Genomic DNA, 15598 nt, shown 5'->3' with positions numbered 1-15598 from the left:
GGGAAGCGGGGATCAGCCGATCGTGGCGTCGATCGCCTTGGTGATCGTCTCGTCCTCGGGTTCGGTGCGCGGGCGGAATCGTCCCACCACTTCACCGGACGGGGCGACGAGGAACTTCTCGAAATTCCACTGCACGTCGCCGGCGGCGCCCTCCGCGTCGGCCGCCTTGGTCAGCTCGGCGTAGAGCGGGTGCCGGGTTTCGCCGTTCACGTCCAGCTTTTCGAACAGCGGGAACGAAACACCGTACGTCGTCGAGCAGAAGGTCTGGATCTCCTCGGCGGTGCCCGGCTCCTGGCCCGCGAACTGGTTGCACGGGAATCCGACGACGGAGAAACCCTTGTCCGCGTAGCGTTCCTGGAGTTTCTCCAGCCCGGTGTACTGCGGCGTCAGCCCGCATTTCGACGCCACGTTCACCACCAGCAGCGTCTTGCCCTCGAGCGCGCCGAGCGTCGTGTCCTCGCCCGCGAGCGTCTTCAGCGGAATGTCGTGGATCCCCATGCTCTCCCTTTCGTCATTTCCTCAGCAGATCACGCGCGTCGACGTGGCCGAACGGTCCGTCGTCGCGCCGGAACGCGGCCGCGGTCTCCTTTGCGCGGTCGAGCGCACCGTCGCGGAGCAGCCCGGCGAGCGTGTCGAACCGTTCGGTGTGCACCTTCGCCCGCCGCCGCGCGTAGTCGGCGGCGGAATCCTTGGTGACCATGAACGCCCAGTCGCTCGACAGCGCCAGCATCGCCTCGGCGACGGCCTGGTCGCGGACGGCGTCGCGGGTCGTCGTGTCCATCCCGGTGACCAGGTCCAGCATCCGGTGCTGCAGCGCGGTGTTGTCCCGCACCATGTCGGCGACCTGCTCACCGTCCCAGACCCGCCAGTCCTTGCCCGAGCCCCACGACGACGCCGGGAGATCGACCTTCCCGCCGAGGTGGCCCGCTTCGAGCGCGCCCTTGAGCGTGGTGACGCGGACACCCGCCTCGGGCAGCGCGCGCAGGACGCCTTCGAGCCAGGCCGGGCCCTCGTGCCACCAGTGCCCGAACAGTTCCGTGTCGTACGCGGCGACGACGAGCGATTCGCGGCCGTGCTCGGCCTTGAGCGAGCGCAGCCGGGCGACGACGGTGTCGACGAAGTCCTGGACGTGGCCGCCGAGGGTGGCCGTCGCCATCGCCGGGTCGTACGGCGCCTTGTCCGGCGGCTCGACGGTCTTGCCGGTCACCCGCGACGGTTTGAGGCCGACTTCGTGCGCCCAGGTGTGGAAGTCGCGGTACGCGGCGTGGCCGGGGTAGCCGGCCTTCGGCGACCAGACGCGGTACGTGACTTCGAGGTCGCGGCCGAAGCAGACGACGTCGGAATCGCCGACGGTCCGTGCCGCCGACGTGTCACCGTGCAGGGACGGCCCGTCGACCATGAACCGCTGGACGCCCGCGGCGGCGTATCCGGCCTCCATTCCGGGCGCGTAGCCGCATTCAGGTGCCCAAATGCCTTCGGGACGGCGCCCGATCCGCAGCGCGGTGTCGGTCAGCCCGCCGCGCAGCATGAAGTCGCGGACCGCCGGATCGAGCAGCGGCTGGAACGGATGCGCCAGGGGGCCGCCGAGCAGTTCGATCGTCCCGTTGTCCACAAAGGACCGGAGGATCGGCGAGAAACCGTGCCGCCAGTGGGTTTCGAGTTCTTCCGATGCCCTGAGCGCCGTCCGGTATTCGCTCGCCGCGAGCTCGCGCAGCAGCGGGTCGCCGCGCCACAGCGTGGACGCGTGCCACGAGCGCAGCTGCCAATGCCCGAGCCAGTCGTGAAAGGCGTCGATGCAGTACGGGTCGTCGAGCTGGGCGGCGAGGATCGGCGTCATCCCGAGGGTGAGGACGTCCTCGCGACCTTCGTCGGCGAAGCGGCGCAGAAGGTCGACCATCGGCAGATAGGAGTGCGCCCACGCCTGGTACAGCCATTCTTCGCCGACCGGCCAGGACCCGTGGTGCGGCAGCCACGGCAGGTGGCTGTGCACGACGAGGCAGAACGTGCCTTCGTACTCGCTCATCCGCGCACCGCCACGGCCACGAGGTCGAGGCTGGCGTCGAGGTTTTCACCGTGGATGGCGAAATCCGCGGCCTGGATGGCTTCGACGTCGGCGAGCAACTCCGCCGGCCAGGTCGCCTGCCCGGGCAGCTGCCCCATGACGACGTCGAGCTGCGCGTCGATGATCGAGCCGCCGTACTTGGCGTCGAGCTTCGCGACGCCCTCGCCGTGGTGGAGACCGTGCAGCGTCTCGACCTCGAAACCGGCGTCACGCAGCAGTTCGTCCAATTCGGACGGTGCGAGTTCCCTGGTGTGGAACGGGTTGAGCGGGGTGTCGCTGTCCGGGGTGAAGGTCAGCCGGTTGGGGGTGGTGACGATCAGCCGCCCGCCGGGGGAGAGCACGCGGCGGCATTCGGCGAGGAAGGCGCCCTGGTCCCAGAGGTGCTCGATCACCTGGAAGTTGGCGACGACGTCGACCGAGGCGTCCCGCAGCGGCAGGAACACCAGGTTCGCCCTGGCCACGCCGATGCCGTGGTAGCGGCGGGCGACGTGCTCGGTGGTGGGGACGTCGTAGTCGAGCGCGAGGACCCGCTCGGCGACCGTGGCGATGAGCCCGGCGCCGTAGCCCTCGCCGCAGCCCGCCTCCAGGACGGTCTTGCCTTCGCACAGGGGCAGGAGCTGTTGATACGCGGCCTCGTGGCGCCGGAACCAGTAGTTCTCCTCGGCGATACCCGGCACGGTGCGTTCACCGGTGAGGTGCAGCGCTTCGGCCCTGGTGGCTGGGGTGGTCACGCCGCGACCCTACCGGCCGGTCACTTCGGCCCGCGTGTCACGTTTCGCGGCGCCACGCAGTCCAGGAGGTATGCAACGGACATTCACCCGCGTACTGCTCGTCGTCTTCGGTCTCATCGAACTGCCCGTCGGGCTGTGGCCGCTGATCAGCCCGGAGGGCTTCTACCGGGACTTCCCGGGGTTCCGCACCGGCTGGGTGGCGATGGACGGCCCCTTCAACGAACACCTGATCCAGGACTTCGGCGGCCTCAACCTGGCGCTATCCGCGATCCTGATCGGCGCCGCCGTGATCGGGACGACCGCCGTGGCCAGGCTCGCCGCGCTCGCCACCTTCTGCTTCGGGCTCCCGCACTTCCTCTACCACCTGGGGCACGTCTCGCATTTCGAGCCGGTGGACCAGGTGCTGATCATCGTGACGACGGCGCTGGGCGCGGTGCTCCCGATCGTGCTCGCGCTGATCCCCTCGAAGCGCGCTACACCGGCGACACCGTGATGCCGATGGCGCCGGGGCCGAGGTGGGCGCCGAGGATCATGCTGGCGTCCACCAGCGTGCTGTCGACCATATGCGGCAGCCGTGCCCGCAACCGCCCGCCGATCTCGAGATCGCGTTCGTCCGGGCCGAACCGGGTGATGGCGACCTCCACGTCCTGATCGCCCGCGCAGTCCACCGCGAGGTCGACGAGTTTGTTGAGCGCCCGCCGCTGGCCCGGGACCCGGGTCAGCGGGGCGACCTCGCCGTTCTTCACCGTCAGCAGGGGTTTGATCGAGAACGCCGAGCCGAGGAAGGCCTGCGCGGCACCGATCCGGCCGCCGCGGCGCAGGAACTCCAGCGTGTCGACGTAGAGGATCTCCCGGCTGCCACGGAACCGGCGTTCGGCCGCGTCGATCACCCGGGTGGCCTGCCCGCCGGCCGCGGCGACCTTGGCCGCCGAGGTCGCCGCGAACCCGAGGCTCATCCCGGTGGTCCCGCTGTCGAGGACGTGGACGGGGACGCTCACCTGCTGGGCGGCCTCGCGGGCGGCGTTCACCGTCTCCGACATCCGGCCCGAGATGTGGACGCTGACGATCGCCGAGGCGCCCTTGCTCGCGGCGTCCTGGAACGCCCAGAAGAACGCGGCGACCTCGGGCGGCGCCGTCTTCACCGGGGTCCCGGCGCGCAGATGGCCGATGATCTCCTCGCGGTCGTAGCGGTTCTCTTCGTCGAATTGCTCCCCGACCTGCAGTTGGACCTGAACGACGCCGATTCCCCAGCGTTCGGCGACCGGGGCGGGAAGGCAGGCGGTCGAGTCCGTGATCACGGCGACGGGGCCGGGCATGGAACGCATGGTCGGGCAGGCTATCGCCTCGCCCTCGGCGCGAGTACCCCGGAATACGGCCGTTCGGGTTAGTCGGCCGGTAACACTCACTTCCGGGTGAATTACCTGGACGATGGTCCCACTAAAACGTGCATCCAGGTGAATGAGGTCACCTCGGGGGGCCCCGGCGCTGAAATGGCCCTAATCTACCGGCCAGTAGAGCTGTTGCCCCGTGGCCGACGCCGGCCACCAACGGGAGGTCGAAGTAGACCCATGACGAACATCGTTGTCCTGGTCAAGCAGGTACCGGACACCTACTCGGAGCGGAAGCTCTCCGGTGCCGACAACACTCTTGACCGCGAATCCGCCGACGCCGTGCTCGACGAGATCAACGAGAAGGCCGTCGAAGAAGCCCTGAAGATCAAGGAAGCCGGCGAGGGCGAGGTCACCGTCGTCTCGGTGGGTCCCGACCGCGCGACCGACGCGATCCGCAAGGCGCTGTCCATGGGCGCCGACAAGGCCATCCACGTCTCCGACGAGGCCCTGCACGGCTCCGACGCGATCGCCACCGCCAAGGTGCTCGCCGCCGCGATCTCGAAGGTCGAAGGCTTCGACCTGGTCATCACCGGTAACGAGGCCTCCGACGGCCGCGGTGGCGCCGTGCCGGCGATCATCGCCGAGCTGCTCGGCCTGCCGCAGCTGACCCACGTCAACGAGCTAACCGTCGAGGGCACCTCGATCAAGGCCGACCGCTACACCGAGGACGGCGTCACGCACCTCGAGGCGAACCTGCCCGCGGTGGTGAGCGTCGGCGAGAAGATCAACGAGCCGCGCTACCCCTCCTTCAAGGGCATCATGGCCGCCAAGAAGAAGCCGGTCGAGACGCTGACCGTCGCGGACCTCGGCGTCGACGCCGGCGAGGTCGGCCTCGGCAACGCCTGGTCGTCCGTGCTCGAAGCCTCCCCGAAGCCGCCGCGCACCGCCGGCGAGCGCGTCGAGGACGAGGGTGACGGCGGCAGCAAGGTGGCCGCCTACCTGGTCGCGCAGAAGCTCATCTGAGACAGGTTTCGAGGAGGAATAGGGAAATGGCTGAAGTACTCGTCCTCGTCGACCACGTCGACGGTGAAGTCAAGAAGGTCACGCTCGAGCTGCTGACCGCCGCTCGTGAACTGGGTGAGCCGTCCGCGGTCGTCGTCGGCCCGACCGGCACCGCCGCCAAGGCGAAGGAAGCCCTCGCCGCGCACGGCGCCGCCAAGGTGTACGTCGCCGAGGGCGACAACGCCACCGGCTTCCTGGTCACCCCGAAGGTGGACGTCCTCGCCGCGCTCGCGGAGCGGACCTCCCCGGCCGCCGTGCTCGTCGCGGCCAGCGCCGAGGGCAAGGAGGTGTCCGCCCGGGTCGCGGTCCGCCTCGGCTCCGGTCTGCTGTACGACGCCGTCGGCGTGAACGGCGACGGCAGCGTCGACCAGTCCATCTTCGGTGGCGCGTTCTCGGTGAAGTCCAAGTCCACCAAGGGTGTCCCGGTCATCTCGGTCCGCCCGGGCGCGGTCGAGGCGGCCCCGGCCGAGGGTGCCGCGGCCGAGGAGACCGTCGAGGTCCCCGCGGGTGACCCGGCGAAGTCCGCCAAGATCACCGGCGTCGAGCCGATCGTCGGCGGCGACCGGCCGGAGCTGACCGAGGCCTCGGTCGTCGTCTCCGGTGGCCGCGGTGTCGGCTCGGCCGACAAGTTCGACGTCGTCGAGGCGCTCGCCGACTCGCTCGGTGCCGCAGTCGGTGCATCCCGCGCCGCCGTCGACTCGGGCTACTACCCGGCGCAGTTCCAGGTCGGCCAGACCGGTAAGACGGTCTCGCCGCAGCTGTACATCGCGCTCGGCATCTCCGGCGCGATCCAGCACCGCGCGGGCATGCAGACCTCGAAGACCATCATCGCGGTCAACAAGGACGCCGAGGCGCCGATCTTCGAGATCGCCGACTTCGGTGTGGTGGGCGACCTGTTCAACGTCGCGCCGCAGCTGACCGAAGAGGTCCAGAAGCGCAAGGGCTGAGTCCTTCGTTCGAAGCGGGGCCGTCCGGGATTTATTTCCCGGGCGGTCCCTTTTCTGTTACCCGGAAGTGATCTTCCATCCTGAGAGAAGCCTGAGAACCCGCAATTAACTGAACGTGCACTATTCGGCCATCGGGCGCATTGTCGTTGGTACCCCCCGAGGGGTAGACCTGGCTTATGACGACGTCACAGCTCCTCGTCAGTACTGACCAGGCAGGTGTCGAACTCCCGGCCGATGCGCCGCGTTACTCCCTTCTCGTGGCGAACGGGAACGAAGAAGTCGTTGCCGCGCAACGCCTTCGCCATCAGGTGTTCGCCGAGGAAATGGGGGCGACGCTCAATTCCCTCGAACCCGGGCTCGACGTCGACTACTTCGACGAGTTCTGCGACCACCTCGTGGTGCGGGACGACAACACCGGCGAGATCGTGGGCACGTACCGGATGCTGCCGCCCGATCGGGCCGCGCGGGCGGGAAAGCTGTACTCCGACAGCGAATTCGATCTCACCGCGCTCGATTCGCTGCGGCCTTCGCTGGTCGAGACGGGGCGTTCGTGCGTGCATCCCGACCACCGCAGCGGCGCCGTGGTGAGCCTCGTCTGGGCGGGGATCGGGCGCTACATGCTGCTGGCCGGCCACCGGTATCTCGCGGGCTGCGCCTCCGTGCCGCTGACCGACGGCGGGGCTTACGCGGCGGGCGTCTGGGATGTCCTGCGCGCCAAGCACTACGCGGATGAATCCCTTCGGGTGACGCCGCTGAACCCGTGGCGGACCGAAGGTGTCGAGCGGCCCTCCCGCGCGATCCTCCCGCCGCTCATCAAGGGCTACACCCGTCTGGGTGCGAAGATCTACGGCCCGCCCGCGCTCGACGCGGATTTCGGTGTCGCGGACTTCTTCGTCCTGCTGGATCTGCACAACGTCGACGAGCGGTATCTCAAGTACTTCCTGGGAGTGCAGGGATGACCCACGCCTGGATGCCGAAGTCGCCGTGCGGCGACGGCTGCCTGAGCGAAGGCGCGCCGACGGTGGCGTTCGGCCGGCGCGTCCTGCGGTTCACCGCGGCGATCGGCGTCATCTTCGGCGCCTTCCTGTCGGCGCCGCTGGTGCTCGTGCTGCGCGGCATGCCCCGGGAACGGTTGGTGCGCCTGCTCTTCCTGGGGATCTTGAAATCCTTCGGGGTGAAGCTGCGCGTGCTCGGCGACGAGCGTTTCCGCGCCGTGCCCGGCCGTGGCGCGCTCGTGGTGAACAACCACATCTCGTGGCTGGACATCATCGCGGTCAACGCCGTCCAGCCGATGCGGGCGCTCGCCAAGAAGGAGGTCGGCGCCTGGCCGGTGCTCGGCCTGCTGGTGCGCCGCGGCGGCAGCATCTTCCTCGACCGGGAGAACCTGCGGAGCCTGCCCGCGACGATGGACGAACTCGCCGCCGCGATGCGCGGCGGATCACTCGTGAGCGTGACGCCGGAAGGCACCACCTGGTGCGGTCTCGGCTCCGGCCGGTTCCGCCCGGCGACCTTCCAGGCCGCGATCGACGGCGGAGTCCCGGTGCGGCCGCTCGCGCTGCGGTTCCGGCTCGCCGATGGGCGGGAGACGACCCAGCCGGCGTTCATCGGGCCGGAGTCGCTCATCGCTTCGCTGCGGCGGGTCGCGGCCCTGCGCGGTCTGGTGCTGGAGGTGCACGTGTGCCCGGAGATCGCGCCGGGCCGCGCTGCGGACCGGCGGGAATTGGCCCTGCTGGCCGAATCCGCGGTGCAGGCGGCGCTCGGCCGGGTGCAGATCCCGGTGCAGCGGCGGCGGCGCGCGGCAGCGGTTCCGGCGGCAGTGGAGGTCACGAAGGTGTCAGGTCTCGTGAGTGGTAAGGACGGTTAGAACCGTCCTTACCACTCACGAGGTTCAGGACAGGGCCAGCGTGATCTTCCCGCCCGCGTGACCGGTCGCGCTCTCGCGGTGCGCTTCGGCGGCATCGGCGAGCGCGTAGCTGGAGCCCAGCTTCAGCTTCAGCTCCCGCGCGACCAGATCCTCCAGCACGGCCTGGGTTTGCGAGCCGCTCGCCGAGAACTTCAGCCCCTGTGCGTAAGCCGCCGGATCCGCGATGGTGATCAGCCGGTCGGGTGAGCCGAGCAGATCGACGGACTCGGCCAGGACACCGAAGCCCGCCGCGTCGAACACCGCGTCGACGCCGTCCGGCGCGACCGAACGGACCCGCGAAACCCAGCCGTCGCCGTACCGCACCGGCACCCCGCCGAGCGCCTTCACCTCGTCGAGTGACGACGCCCCGGCGAGCCCGACGACCGTGGCGCCCAGCGCGACGGCGGCCTGCGTCGCGATCCGGCCGACCTGACCGCTCGCGCCGTGGATCACCACCGTCTCGCCCGGTTTGACCTCGAGTTCGCCCAGCACTCGCAACGCCGTCTCACCGACGATGGGCAACGAGGCGGCCTCCGCCCACGAAAGGCCGGCGGGTTTGCGGATGACGGTGGTCGCCAGCGCGTACTCCGTGTACGCGCCGGTGTCGGACCAGCCGAAGACCTCGTCCCCGACGGCGAACTCGGCGCCTTCGCCGACCGCGTCCACGACGCCCGCCAGTTCCAGGCCGAGGATGTGTGGGAATTCGACCGGCCGGACCTCCGCCATCGCGCCGGACCGGATCTTCCAGTCGATCGGGTTGACGCCCGCGGCCTTGACCGCGACCCGCACCTGACCCGGGCCGGGCTCCGGCAGCGGGACCTCGGCCGCCTGCAGGACATCCGGTTCGCCGTACTGGGTGATGGTGATCGCTCGCATGTTCACTCCTATCGGATTTCTTCGCTGCGATCAGTCAACCGGCGCCCGCGCCCCGCCCGAACCAGCCGGACGAGCAGTGTTCACTAGCCGGGAGAGCAGCGTCCCCGCGTCGGAACGCGCTTACTGTGGGGTCATGGACCCGCTGCACGTGCTGAGCCAGGTCGAGTACATGCTCGCCGCTCCGCGCCCCGAACTCCTGCCGCGCTTCTCCGCGACGGCCGCGGCCGTGCTGCCGCATCGCGCCGCCGCCATGGAGACCGGTGACTGCTCCCGCCTGCCGATCAAGGTCCACGGCGATCCGGCGATCACCGGCGCGGTCACGAGCGCCGAGCTTCAGCGGCTCGCCGCGCTCGGCGTCCCGGGCAAGGCGGTGGTGGCCGAAGAGACGCTCGGCGGGAAGCGCCGGAAGCTCGTCGTCCTGACTTCGGCACCGGTGATCGGCAAGGGCGCGATGATCGCGCTCGTCCCCACCGAGGACGCGCCGTCGGGTAGCGCGCTCGACTTCGTCGCGAAGCTGTGGGACATCGTGAGCGTGAACGCCGCCCAGCGCGCCACCGACCCCGAGCCCGCCGTCCTGGAGAGCAATATCGCGGCGGCGACCGCGCGGGCGCGGGCGATCACCGATCTGGGGCAGACGCACGCCACCACGCTGACGTCGCTGCTCGCGGTGCTGCGGTCCCGCAAGCTCGGCGACGCCGCCGCCCGGCAGACCGCGACCGATCTCGCCGCGACCGCGCTGGTCGAACTGCGCTCGATCGCCGACCGCGATCAGGAACTCTCGGCTGAGCCCGCTTCGGAGGCGTTCGACACCCTCGCCACGCAGCTGGCTCCCTTGGTGCGCCACGACGACGTGACCGTCGACCTCGCCGGGCCGGACGACGAACGGCCGCTCCCGCAGGACATCGCGCACACCGCGCGCACGGTCTCGCGCGGCCTCGTGCTCGCCGCGCTGGAGCGGGGCGCCGGCCGGGTCCGGGCGTCCTGGCGGATCGACGGGCAGCACCTCCGGGTCACCGTGCGCGACGACGGCCCGGACGTCGCCCGCGCCGTGCCCGCCGGCGGTCTCACCGAGCGGATCACCCCGCTCGGCGGCCGCTGGGAGGTCGACGCCGTGCCCGATTGGGGCGCCACGATCACCGCGGTCCTGCCGCTGGGCGTCCAGGAAACACCGGAACTGCGTCCGCTCGACCGGTTGAACCCGCGCGAACTCGAAGTCCTCGCCGGGATCGCGCGCGGGAAACGCAACCGGCAGATCGCCGACGAGCTGGCGCTGACCGAGCACACGGTGAAGTTCCACGTGCGGAAGATCTTGGGGAAGCTGGAGGTCACGTCGCGCGGCGAGGCCGCCGTGTTGGCGCGTGAGCTGCGCCTGGAGTCGGTGTCGTGACCTTGACCTCCACCGGGCTGGAGGTTGCAGGCTCGTCGTATGACGATCACTGGGGACGAGGCCAAGCCGAAGGGTGTGCTCTGGACACCTGAACACCGCGTGACCACCATCGGGCTGCTGCTCATGGTCACGCTCATCGCGTTCGAGAGCATGGGCGTCGCCACCGCGATGCCGACGATGGTGGCCGATCTCGACGGCCTCGCGCTGTACGCCTGGCCGTTCACCACGTTCCTGGTCGCCAGCGTGGTCGCGACCGTCCTTTCCGGACGCCTCGGCGACCGCAAGGGCCCGGCGCCCGCGCTGCTCGCCGGTACCGCGTTGTTCGCCGCCGGGCTGCTGGTCGCGGGGCTCGCGCACGACATGCCGCTGCTCCTGCTCGGCAGGGGATTGCAGGGCTTCGGTTCCGGGCTCCTGCTGGTCTCGGTGTCGCTGCTGATCGCGCTCACGTTCAGCGACCGCGAACGTCCGGTGATCTACGCCGCCAACGCCGCCGCGTGGGTGCTGCCGGCGGTGATCGGTCCTTCGATCGCGGGCGTGGTGACCGTGAGCGTCGGCTGGCGCTGGGTGTTCCTCGGGCTGATCCCGCTGACCGGGATCGGGCTCGCGCTGCTGGTCGTCGTCACGCGCAAGCTGCCTGCCCACGTACCCGGCGAATCCGCCAGCCGGGCGGGCGTCGTGCCCGCGGTGGTCGCCGCGCTCGGCGTCGCCGCGCTCACCTGGGCGGCGCAGCACCCGTCCCTCGCGGCGCTGGCCTACGGCGGTGCCGGTCTGGTCGCCCTCGCGTACGCGCTCCGCAAACTCCTGCCCGCCGGGACGCTGGTGTCGCGCCCGGGGTTGCCGACAGTGATCGCCTCGCGCGCGCTGATCGCGGGCGCGTACGCCGGGATGGAGGCCTATCTGCCGCTCACGATGACCGAGGTCCACGGCTACAGCCCCGCGCTGGCCGGGCTGCCGCTGACGGTGACCGCGCTGGGCTGGTCGGCGGGGTCGATGCTCCAGGGCCGCATGCTCGACTGGTCGCGCGAAGCGTCGCTGCGGACCGGATTCGCGCTGGTCGCGGCCGGTCTGGCGATCTTCGTCTTCGTCCCGCTGCCCTCGTTCCCCGGCTGGATGGCGTTCGTGGCGTCGGCCGTCGGCGGCTCCGGGATGGGGATCGCGATGCCCGCGATCTCGGTACTGCTGCTCCGCTACTCGCCGGAGGCCGAACGCGGGTTCAACACCTCGGCGCTGCAGCTCGGCGACTGGGTCGGATCGGCTCTGACCATCGGTTTGGGTGGTGTTCTGCTCGCTTCGCTGGCTTCGGCGAAGGAGCCTTCGGTGGCGATCTTGGTGCTTTCGGTGGTGCTGACCGGCATCGCGCTGCTGGGCGTGCGGTTGACCGGCCGGTGGCCGTCGGATATGAGCGCCGCCACCCGCTGACCAGGGTGGGCTTGGTCACGCCCCGGAACGGGCTACCCTGAAAGATGCGATGACCTATCTCGACCACGCGGCGACCACCCCGATGTTGCCCGAAGCCGTAGCGGCGATGTCCGAGGCGCTGTCCACAGTGGGCAACGCCTCCGCGCTGCATTCCTCGGGACGCCGGGCGCGCCGCCGGGTCGAAGAAGCCCGCGAGGTGATCGCGGAGGCGCTGGGCGCCCGGCCGTCCGAGGTGATCTTCACCGCCGGAGGCACGGAGAGCGACAATCTCGCGGTCAAGGGCATCTTCTGGGCCCGCAACGGCGAGGACCCGAAGCGGAACAGGGTGCTGTGCAGCACCGTCGAGCACCACGCCGTCCTCGAGTCCGTCGAATGGCTGGAGCAGCACGCGGGCGCCGAGATCACCTGGGTCGAGGCCGACCAGGCGGGCCGGGTCACTCCCGAGTCGCTGCGCACCGCCATCGGCGACCGCCCCGAGACGGTCGCGCTGGTCACCGTGATGTGGGCGAACAACGAGGTCGGCACGGTCAACCCGGTCGCGGAGCTCGCCGGCGTCTGCGCCGAGCACGAGATCCCGCTGCACACCGACGCCGTCCAGGCCGTCGGCGCGGTGCCGGTCGACTTCACCGAAAGCGGCGCCGCGGCGCTGACCCTCACCGCGCACAAGCTGGGCGGCCCGTACGGCGTCGGCGCGCTGCTGCTCGGCCGCGACACCGCGTGCGTGCCGGTCCTGCACGGCGGCGGTCAGGAGCGCGCGGTGCGTTCGGGCACGCTCGACGTCCCCGCGGTGATCGCGTTCGCGACGGCGGTGAAGGTCGCGGTCGACGCCCGCGAGGAGTACGCCAAACGCGTCGCCGAGCTGCGGGACGACCTGATCGAGGCCGTCCGGCGCGAGGTGCCGGACGTGGTGCTCAACGGCGGCGAGGGTGAACGGCTGCCCACGCACGCCCATTTCACCTTCCCCGGTTGCGCGGGTGACAGCCTGTTGATGCTCCTGGACGCCAAGGGCATCGAATGTTCCACCGGTTCGGCGTGCACGGCGGGTGTCGCGCAGCCGAGCCACGTGCTGCTGGCCATGGGTGCCGAACCCGCGGCCGCGCGCGGGTCGCTGCGGTTCTCGTTCGGGCATACCTCGGCACCGGAAGACGTTGAAGCGGTTTCGAGGGAGATCGCGGGCGTCGTCGACAGGGCGAGGCAGGCGGGGCTCGCCGGAATGCGCAAGCAGACGCAGAAGCAAGAGGTGTGAGGAAGATGCGCGTACTGGCCGCGATGAGCGGGGGAGTGGACTCGGCGGTGGCCGCCGCGCGCGCCGTGGACGCCGGGCACGAGGTCGTCGGGGTGCACCTGGCGCTGTCGGCGAAGCCCGGCACGCTGCGCACGGGATCCCGCGGCTGTTGCACGATCGAGGACTCCGGCGACGCGCGGCGCGCGGCCGACATCCTCGGCATCCCCTTCTACATCTGGGACTTCGCCGAGCGCTTCACCGAAGAGGTCATCGAGACCTTCGTCGGCGAGTACGCCGCGGGCCGGACGCCCAACCCGTGCGTCACCTGCAACGAGAAGATCAAGTTCGAGGCGCTGCTGGACAAGGCGATGGCGCTCGGCTTCGACGCCGTCGCCACCGGGCACTACGCCCGTCTGTCCCTTGTGGACGGTGTGCCGGAGCTGCGGCGCAGCGTCGACACGGGCAAGGACCAGTCGTACGTGCTGGCTTCGCTCACCCCGGAGCAGCTGCGGCATTCGCTGTTCCCGCTGGGCGACTCGTGGAAGACCGACGTGCGCGCCGAGGCCGCGAGCCGCGGCCTGTCGGTGGCCAAGAAGCCGGACAGCCACGACATCTGCTTCATCCCGGACGGGGACACGAAGAGCTTCCTGGAGAAGCGGCTCGGCCAGCGTCCCGGGCAGCTCGTCGACGCCGAGACCGGCGCGGTGCTCGGCGAGCACACCGGCGTGCACGGTTTCACCGTCGGCCAGCGCAAGGGGCTCGGCATCGAGGCGCCGGCGCCGGACGGGCGGCCGCGCTACGTGCTCTCGCTGGAGCCCGTTTCGGGCACGGTGAAGGTTGGTTCCGCGCGGGACCTCGGCGTGAACGTGATCGAGGCGGACCGCCCGATCTGGCCGAGCGAGCGGCCACTGGACGGACCGACCGAATGCGTCGTCCAGGTGCGCGCGCACGGCGGGATCGTCGAGGCCGTCGCGGAGGCTTCCGGCGACTCGGTGAGCATCCAGCTGCGTGAGCCGCTGCGCGGCGTCGCTCCGGGGCAGGTCGTCGTGCTGTACCGCACCGATGCCGCCGAAGGCGACCTCGTGCTCGGCAGTGCGAAGATCTCAGGGACTCGCTAGAACTTCAGCTTGAAGCCGGTGTGCGTGGCCTCGAAACCGAGGCGTTCGTAGAACCGGTGCGCGTCTTCGCGTTTCACGTCCGACGTCAGCTGGACGAGGGCGCAGCCCCGCCGCCGTGATTCGTCGATCGCCCACCGCATCAGCTCGCCGCCGAGGCCGGAGCCGCGATGGCTCGCCCGCACCCGGACGGCCTCGATCTGCCCGCGCAGCGCGCCTTTCCTCGCCAGGCCGGGGATGATCGACAGCTGGAGCGTGCCGACGGCCTCCCCGCCGTCGTCGGCGACGATCAGCAGTTGCGCCGGATCGGCGTCGATCTGCTCGAAGGCCTTCAGGTACGGCGTCAGGTCGTCGGCCGAATCACGGGTGCTGCCGATCTGGTCGTCGGCGAGCATCCCGACGATCGCCGCGACGTCTTCCCGCCGCGCTTCACGGATGATCATGAGGCGTAGTGTCGCACCCCGTCGGTCTCGGTCGCGGTGAGTTTCCCTTGGGCCACCAGCAGATCCAGATGCGAACCGGTCTCGAGGACGGCGAGCATCTGGTTGAACGGGTCCATGTCGGGAAGTTTGCGCTGCCTTCGCGTCCAGCCCAGCCGCAGCGCGACCTCGTACGCGGTCGTGACTTCCGCGGTGATCTCGGCGCCCATGACTTCGAGCCGGTCCCGGTGGTGCTCCAGCAGCTCGTCGACGCGGGCGTGGACGCTGCCGGTGACCGGCCCGTGCGCGGGGAGCATGCGCCGGTCCGGCATCTCGCGAACCAGGCGGAGGGAGTCGAGGTAGTCGCTCAGCGGCAGCTCCGTGGGCACCGGCTGGAAGCCGATGGACGGCGTGATGTGCGGCAGCACGTGGTCGCCGGAGAACACCAGCCCGGCCTCGTCGTCGACGAAGACGACATGCCCGTCGGTGTGGCCGGGCGTGTGCACGATGTCGAACTCGCGGCCGGGCACGATCTGGCGTTTGCCGGGGACGAGCCACTCGTCGGGCTGTTCCCACAGATGCGCCTCGGTGTGCCGGACACCGCCGAAGGCCTTGGCCAGTTCCTCGACGACCGGCCCCGCGCCGCAGCGTTCCAGCAGGCTGACCTGCGCCTCCATCGGAAAGCGGTCCGGGGCGCCGGAGCGGACCAGCGACGGCTCCTCCCGTTTCCCGAGCCCGAGCGTGCCGCCGAATTCGCGGCGCAGTTCGACGGCGAGGGTGTAGTGATCGCGATGCACGTGGGTGATCAGGAATTCGTCGATGTCCCCGAGATCGGCGCCGAGCGCCTTCAACCCGCGCGCGAGCCGCTCGCGGGCCGGCTCCAGCGCCCAGCCCGAGTCCACGAGGACCAGGCGGGTCCCGTCGGTGACGACGTAGACGTTGACCGCGCGCAACGCGTCGTGCGGCAGGGGGAGCGGGATCCGGTGGACGCCGGGCGTGACCGTGTAGACGCCTGGCTCGGCCCAGTCCCGTTCGCCGTCTTCGGGCAACGGCTCCATGGTGACCCTCCGTCCCGGACGCACTCCAGCGTGCCGCCCCAGTCACTCCACTTTGTGCCGCCG

General features: G+C 70.4%; 16 protein-coding genes. 9 read left to right on the top strand and 7 right to left on the bottom strand.

Annotated elements, in window-relative coordinates:
• Positions 1-12: 12 nt before the first annotated feature.
• Genes H4W30_RS12670 through H4W30_RS12660 form a run of 3 tightly spaced genes read right to left on the bottom strand, consistent with a single transcriptional unit; the run spans position 13 to position 2793 of the window.
• Complete coding sequence (locus tag H4W30_RS12670) at positions 13-498, bottom strand: glutathione peroxidase (protein WP_192743028.1); 486 nt, start codon at positions 496-498, stop codon at positions 13-15.
• A gap of 13 nt (positions 499-511) precedes the next feature.
• On the bottom strand, positions 512-2023 hold the full coding sequence (locus tag H4W30_RS12665; protein WP_192743027.1) for a 1,4-alpha-glucan branching protein domain-containing protein: 1512 nt from the start codon (positions 2021-2023) through the stop codon (positions 512-514).
• Positions 2020-2793: a class I SAM-dependent methyltransferase gene (locus tag H4W30_RS12660; protein WP_192743026.1), complete on the bottom strand. Its 774-nt coding sequence runs from the start codon at positions 2791-2793 to the stop codon at positions 2020-2022. The genes H4W30_RS12665 and H4W30_RS12660 overlap by 4 nt, the downstream gene beginning before the upstream one ends.
• 70 nt (positions 2794-2863) lie before the next feature.
• On the opposite strand from H4W30_RS12660, the gene H4W30_RS12655 reads away from it, so the two are divergent.
• Positions 2864-3286, top strand: a complete 423-nt coding sequence (locus H4W30_RS12655) for a hypothetical protein (RefSeq protein ID WP_192743025.1) — start codon at positions 2864-2866, stop codon at positions 3284-3286.
• Here H4W30_RS12655 and H4W30_RS12650 read toward each other — a convergent pair.
• Positions 3267-4118, bottom strand: a complete 852-nt coding sequence (locus H4W30_RS12650) for a DegV family protein (RefSeq protein ID WP_192743024.1) — start codon at positions 4116-4118, stop codon at positions 3267-3269. The two genes, H4W30_RS12655 and H4W30_RS12650, sit on opposite strands and share 20 nt — an antisense overlap.
• 243 nt (positions 4119-4361) lie before the next feature.
• Here H4W30_RS12650 and H4W30_RS12645 point away from each other — a divergent pair, with 243 nt between their 5' ends.
• From H4W30_RS12645 to H4W30_RS12630, 4 genes are all read left to right on the top strand, one after another.
• Positions 4362-5147, top strand: coding sequence for an electron transfer flavoprotein subunit beta/FixA family protein (locus H4W30_RS12645; RefSeq protein ID WP_126734521.1), 786 nt, complete (start codon positions 4362-4364; stop codon positions 5145-5147).
• A 26-nt stretch (positions 5148-5173) separates the two neighbouring features.
• A complete protein-coding gene (locus tag H4W30_RS12640) occupies positions 5174-6133 on the top strand; it encodes an electron transfer flavoprotein subunit alpha/FixB family protein (protein ID WP_037341881.1) in 960 nt (319 codons plus the stop codon).
• Positions 6134-6309: 176 nt separating this feature from the next.
• Positions 6310-7092 (top strand): GNAT family N-acetyltransferase, encoded by a 783-nt coding sequence (locus tag H4W30_RS12635; RefSeq protein ID WP_192743023.1) that lies wholly within the window; start codon positions 6310-6312, stop codon positions 7090-7092.
• Entirely contained in the window at positions 7089-7997 is a 909-nt protein-coding gene (locus tag H4W30_RS12630; RefSeq protein WP_192743022.1) for a lysophospholipid acyltransferase family protein, read from the top strand. Before H4W30_RS12635 ends, H4W30_RS12630 begins: the two co-directional genes overlap by 4 nt.
• Before the next feature lie 24 nt (positions 7998-8021).
• On the opposite strand, the gene H4W30_RS12625 is transcribed toward H4W30_RS12630, so the two are convergent.
• The gene (locus H4W30_RS12625) at positions 8022-8912 is read right to left on the bottom strand and encodes an NADP-dependent oxidoreductase (RefSeq protein WP_192743021.1); all 891 of its coding nucleotides are present in this window, start codon (positions 8910-8912) and stop codon (positions 8022-8024) included.
• Positions 8913-9045: 133 nt separating this feature from the next.
• Between H4W30_RS12625 and H4W30_RS12620 the strand changes: the two genes are divergently transcribed.
• From H4W30_RS12620 to mnmA, 4 genes are read left to right on the top strand one after another with little or no spacing between them, the layout of a single operon-like run.
• Positions 9046-10299, top strand: a complete 1254-nt coding sequence (locus tag H4W30_RS12620; protein WP_192743020.1) for a helix-turn-helix transcriptional regulator — start codon at positions 9046-9048, stop codon at positions 10297-10299.
• 24 nt (positions 10300-10323) lie between these two features.
• Positions 10324-11718 carry an MFS transporter gene (locus H4W30_RS12615; protein ID WP_225949308.1) on the top strand — a complete coding sequence of 465 codons (1395 nt, stop codon included), beginning with the start codon at positions 10324-10326 and terminating at the stop codon, positions 11716-11718.
• Positions 11719-11767: 49 nt separating this feature from the next.
• The gene (locus H4W30_RS12610) at positions 11768-12964 is read left to right on the top strand and encodes a cysteine desulfurase family protein (protein ID WP_192743018.1); all 1197 of its coding nucleotides are present in this window, start codon (positions 11768-11770) and stop codon (positions 12962-12964) included.
• Between the two features lie 5 nt (positions 12965-12969).
• Positions 12970-14061 (top strand): tRNA 2-thiouridine(34) synthase MnmA, encoded by a 1092-nt coding sequence (mnmA, locus tag H4W30_RS12605; RefSeq protein ID WP_192743017.1) that lies wholly within the window; start codon positions 12970-12972, stop codon positions 14059-14061.
• Here mnmA and H4W30_RS12600 read toward each other — a convergent pair.
• Positions 14058-14501, bottom strand: a complete 444-nt coding sequence (locus H4W30_RS12600; RefSeq protein ID WP_192743016.1) for a GNAT family N-acetyltransferase — start codon at positions 14499-14501, stop codon at positions 14058-14060. The two genes, mnmA and H4W30_RS12600, sit on opposite strands and share 4 nt — an antisense overlap.
• On the bottom strand, positions 14498-15535 hold the full coding sequence (locus H4W30_RS12595; protein ID WP_192743015.1) for an MBL fold metallo-hydrolase: 1038 nt from the start codon (positions 15533-15535) through the stop codon (positions 14498-14500). Before H4W30_RS12595 ends, H4W30_RS12600 begins: the two co-directional genes overlap by 4 nt.
• Positions 15536-15598 lie beyond the last annotated feature (63 nt).

The sequence above is a fragment of the Amycolatopsis roodepoortensis genome, from assembly GCF_014873915.1.
GTDB classification, from domain to species: domain Bacteria; phylum Actinomycetota; class Actinomycetes; order Mycobacteriales; family Pseudonocardiaceae; genus Amycolatopsis; species Amycolatopsis roodepoortensis.
The sequence above is the reverse complement of the archived record's forward strand: the minus strand, read 5'-3'. Positions and strand labels throughout refer to the sequence as shown.

Coding starts and splice junctions, on each gene's coding strand:
- H4W30_RS12655 (WP_192743025.1), top strand. CDS start 2,864: ATGCAACGGACATTCACCCGCGTACTGCTCGTCGTCTTCGGTCTCATC.
- H4W30_RS12670 (WP_192743028.1), bottom strand. CDS start 498: ATGGGGATCCACGACATTCCGCTGAAGACGCTCGCGGGCGAGGACACG.
- H4W30_RS12645 (WP_126734521.1), top strand. CDS start 4,362: ATGACGAACATCGTTGTCCTGGTCAAGCAGGTACCGGACACCTACTCG.
- H4W30_RS12635 (WP_192743023.1), top strand. CDS start 6,310: ATGACGACGTCACAGCTCCTCGTCAGTACTGACCAGGCAGGTGTCGAA.
- H4W30_RS12610 (WP_192743018.1), top strand. CDS start 11,768: ATGACCTATCTCGACCACGCGGCGACCACCCCGATGTTGCCCGAAGCC.
- H4W30_RS12665 (WP_192743027.1), bottom strand. CDS start 2,023: ATGAGCGAGTACGAAGGCACGTTCTGCCTCGTCGTGCACAGCCACCTG.
- mnmA (WP_192743017.1), top strand. CDS start 12,970: ATGCGCGTACTGGCCGCGATGAGCGGGGGAGTGGACTCGGCGGTGGCC.
- H4W30_RS12620 (WP_192743020.1), top strand. CDS start 9,046: ATGGACCCGCTGCACGTGCTGAGCCAGGTCGAGTACATGCTCGCCGCT.
- H4W30_RS12630 (WP_192743022.1), top strand. CDS start 7,089: ATGACCCACGCCTGGATGCCGAAGTCGCCGTGCGGCGACGGCTGCCTG.
- H4W30_RS12595 (WP_192743015.1), bottom strand. CDS start 15,535: ATGGAGCCGTTGCCCGAAGACGGCGAACGGGACTGGGCCGAGCCAGGC.
- H4W30_RS12600 (WP_192743016.1), bottom strand. CDS start 14,501: ATGATCATCCGTGAAGCGCGGCGGGAAGACGTCGCGGCGATCGTCGGG.
- H4W30_RS12625 (WP_192743021.1), bottom strand. CDS start 8,912: ATGCGAGCGATCACCATCACCCAGTACGGCGAACCGGATGTCCTGCAG.
- H4W30_RS12640 (WP_037341881.1), top strand. CDS start 5,174: ATGGCTGAAGTACTCGTCCTCGTCGACCACGTCGACGGTGAAGTCAAG.
- H4W30_RS12650 (WP_192743024.1), bottom strand. CDS start 4,118: ATGCGTTCCATGCCCGGCCCCGTCGCCGTGATCACGGACTCGACCGCC.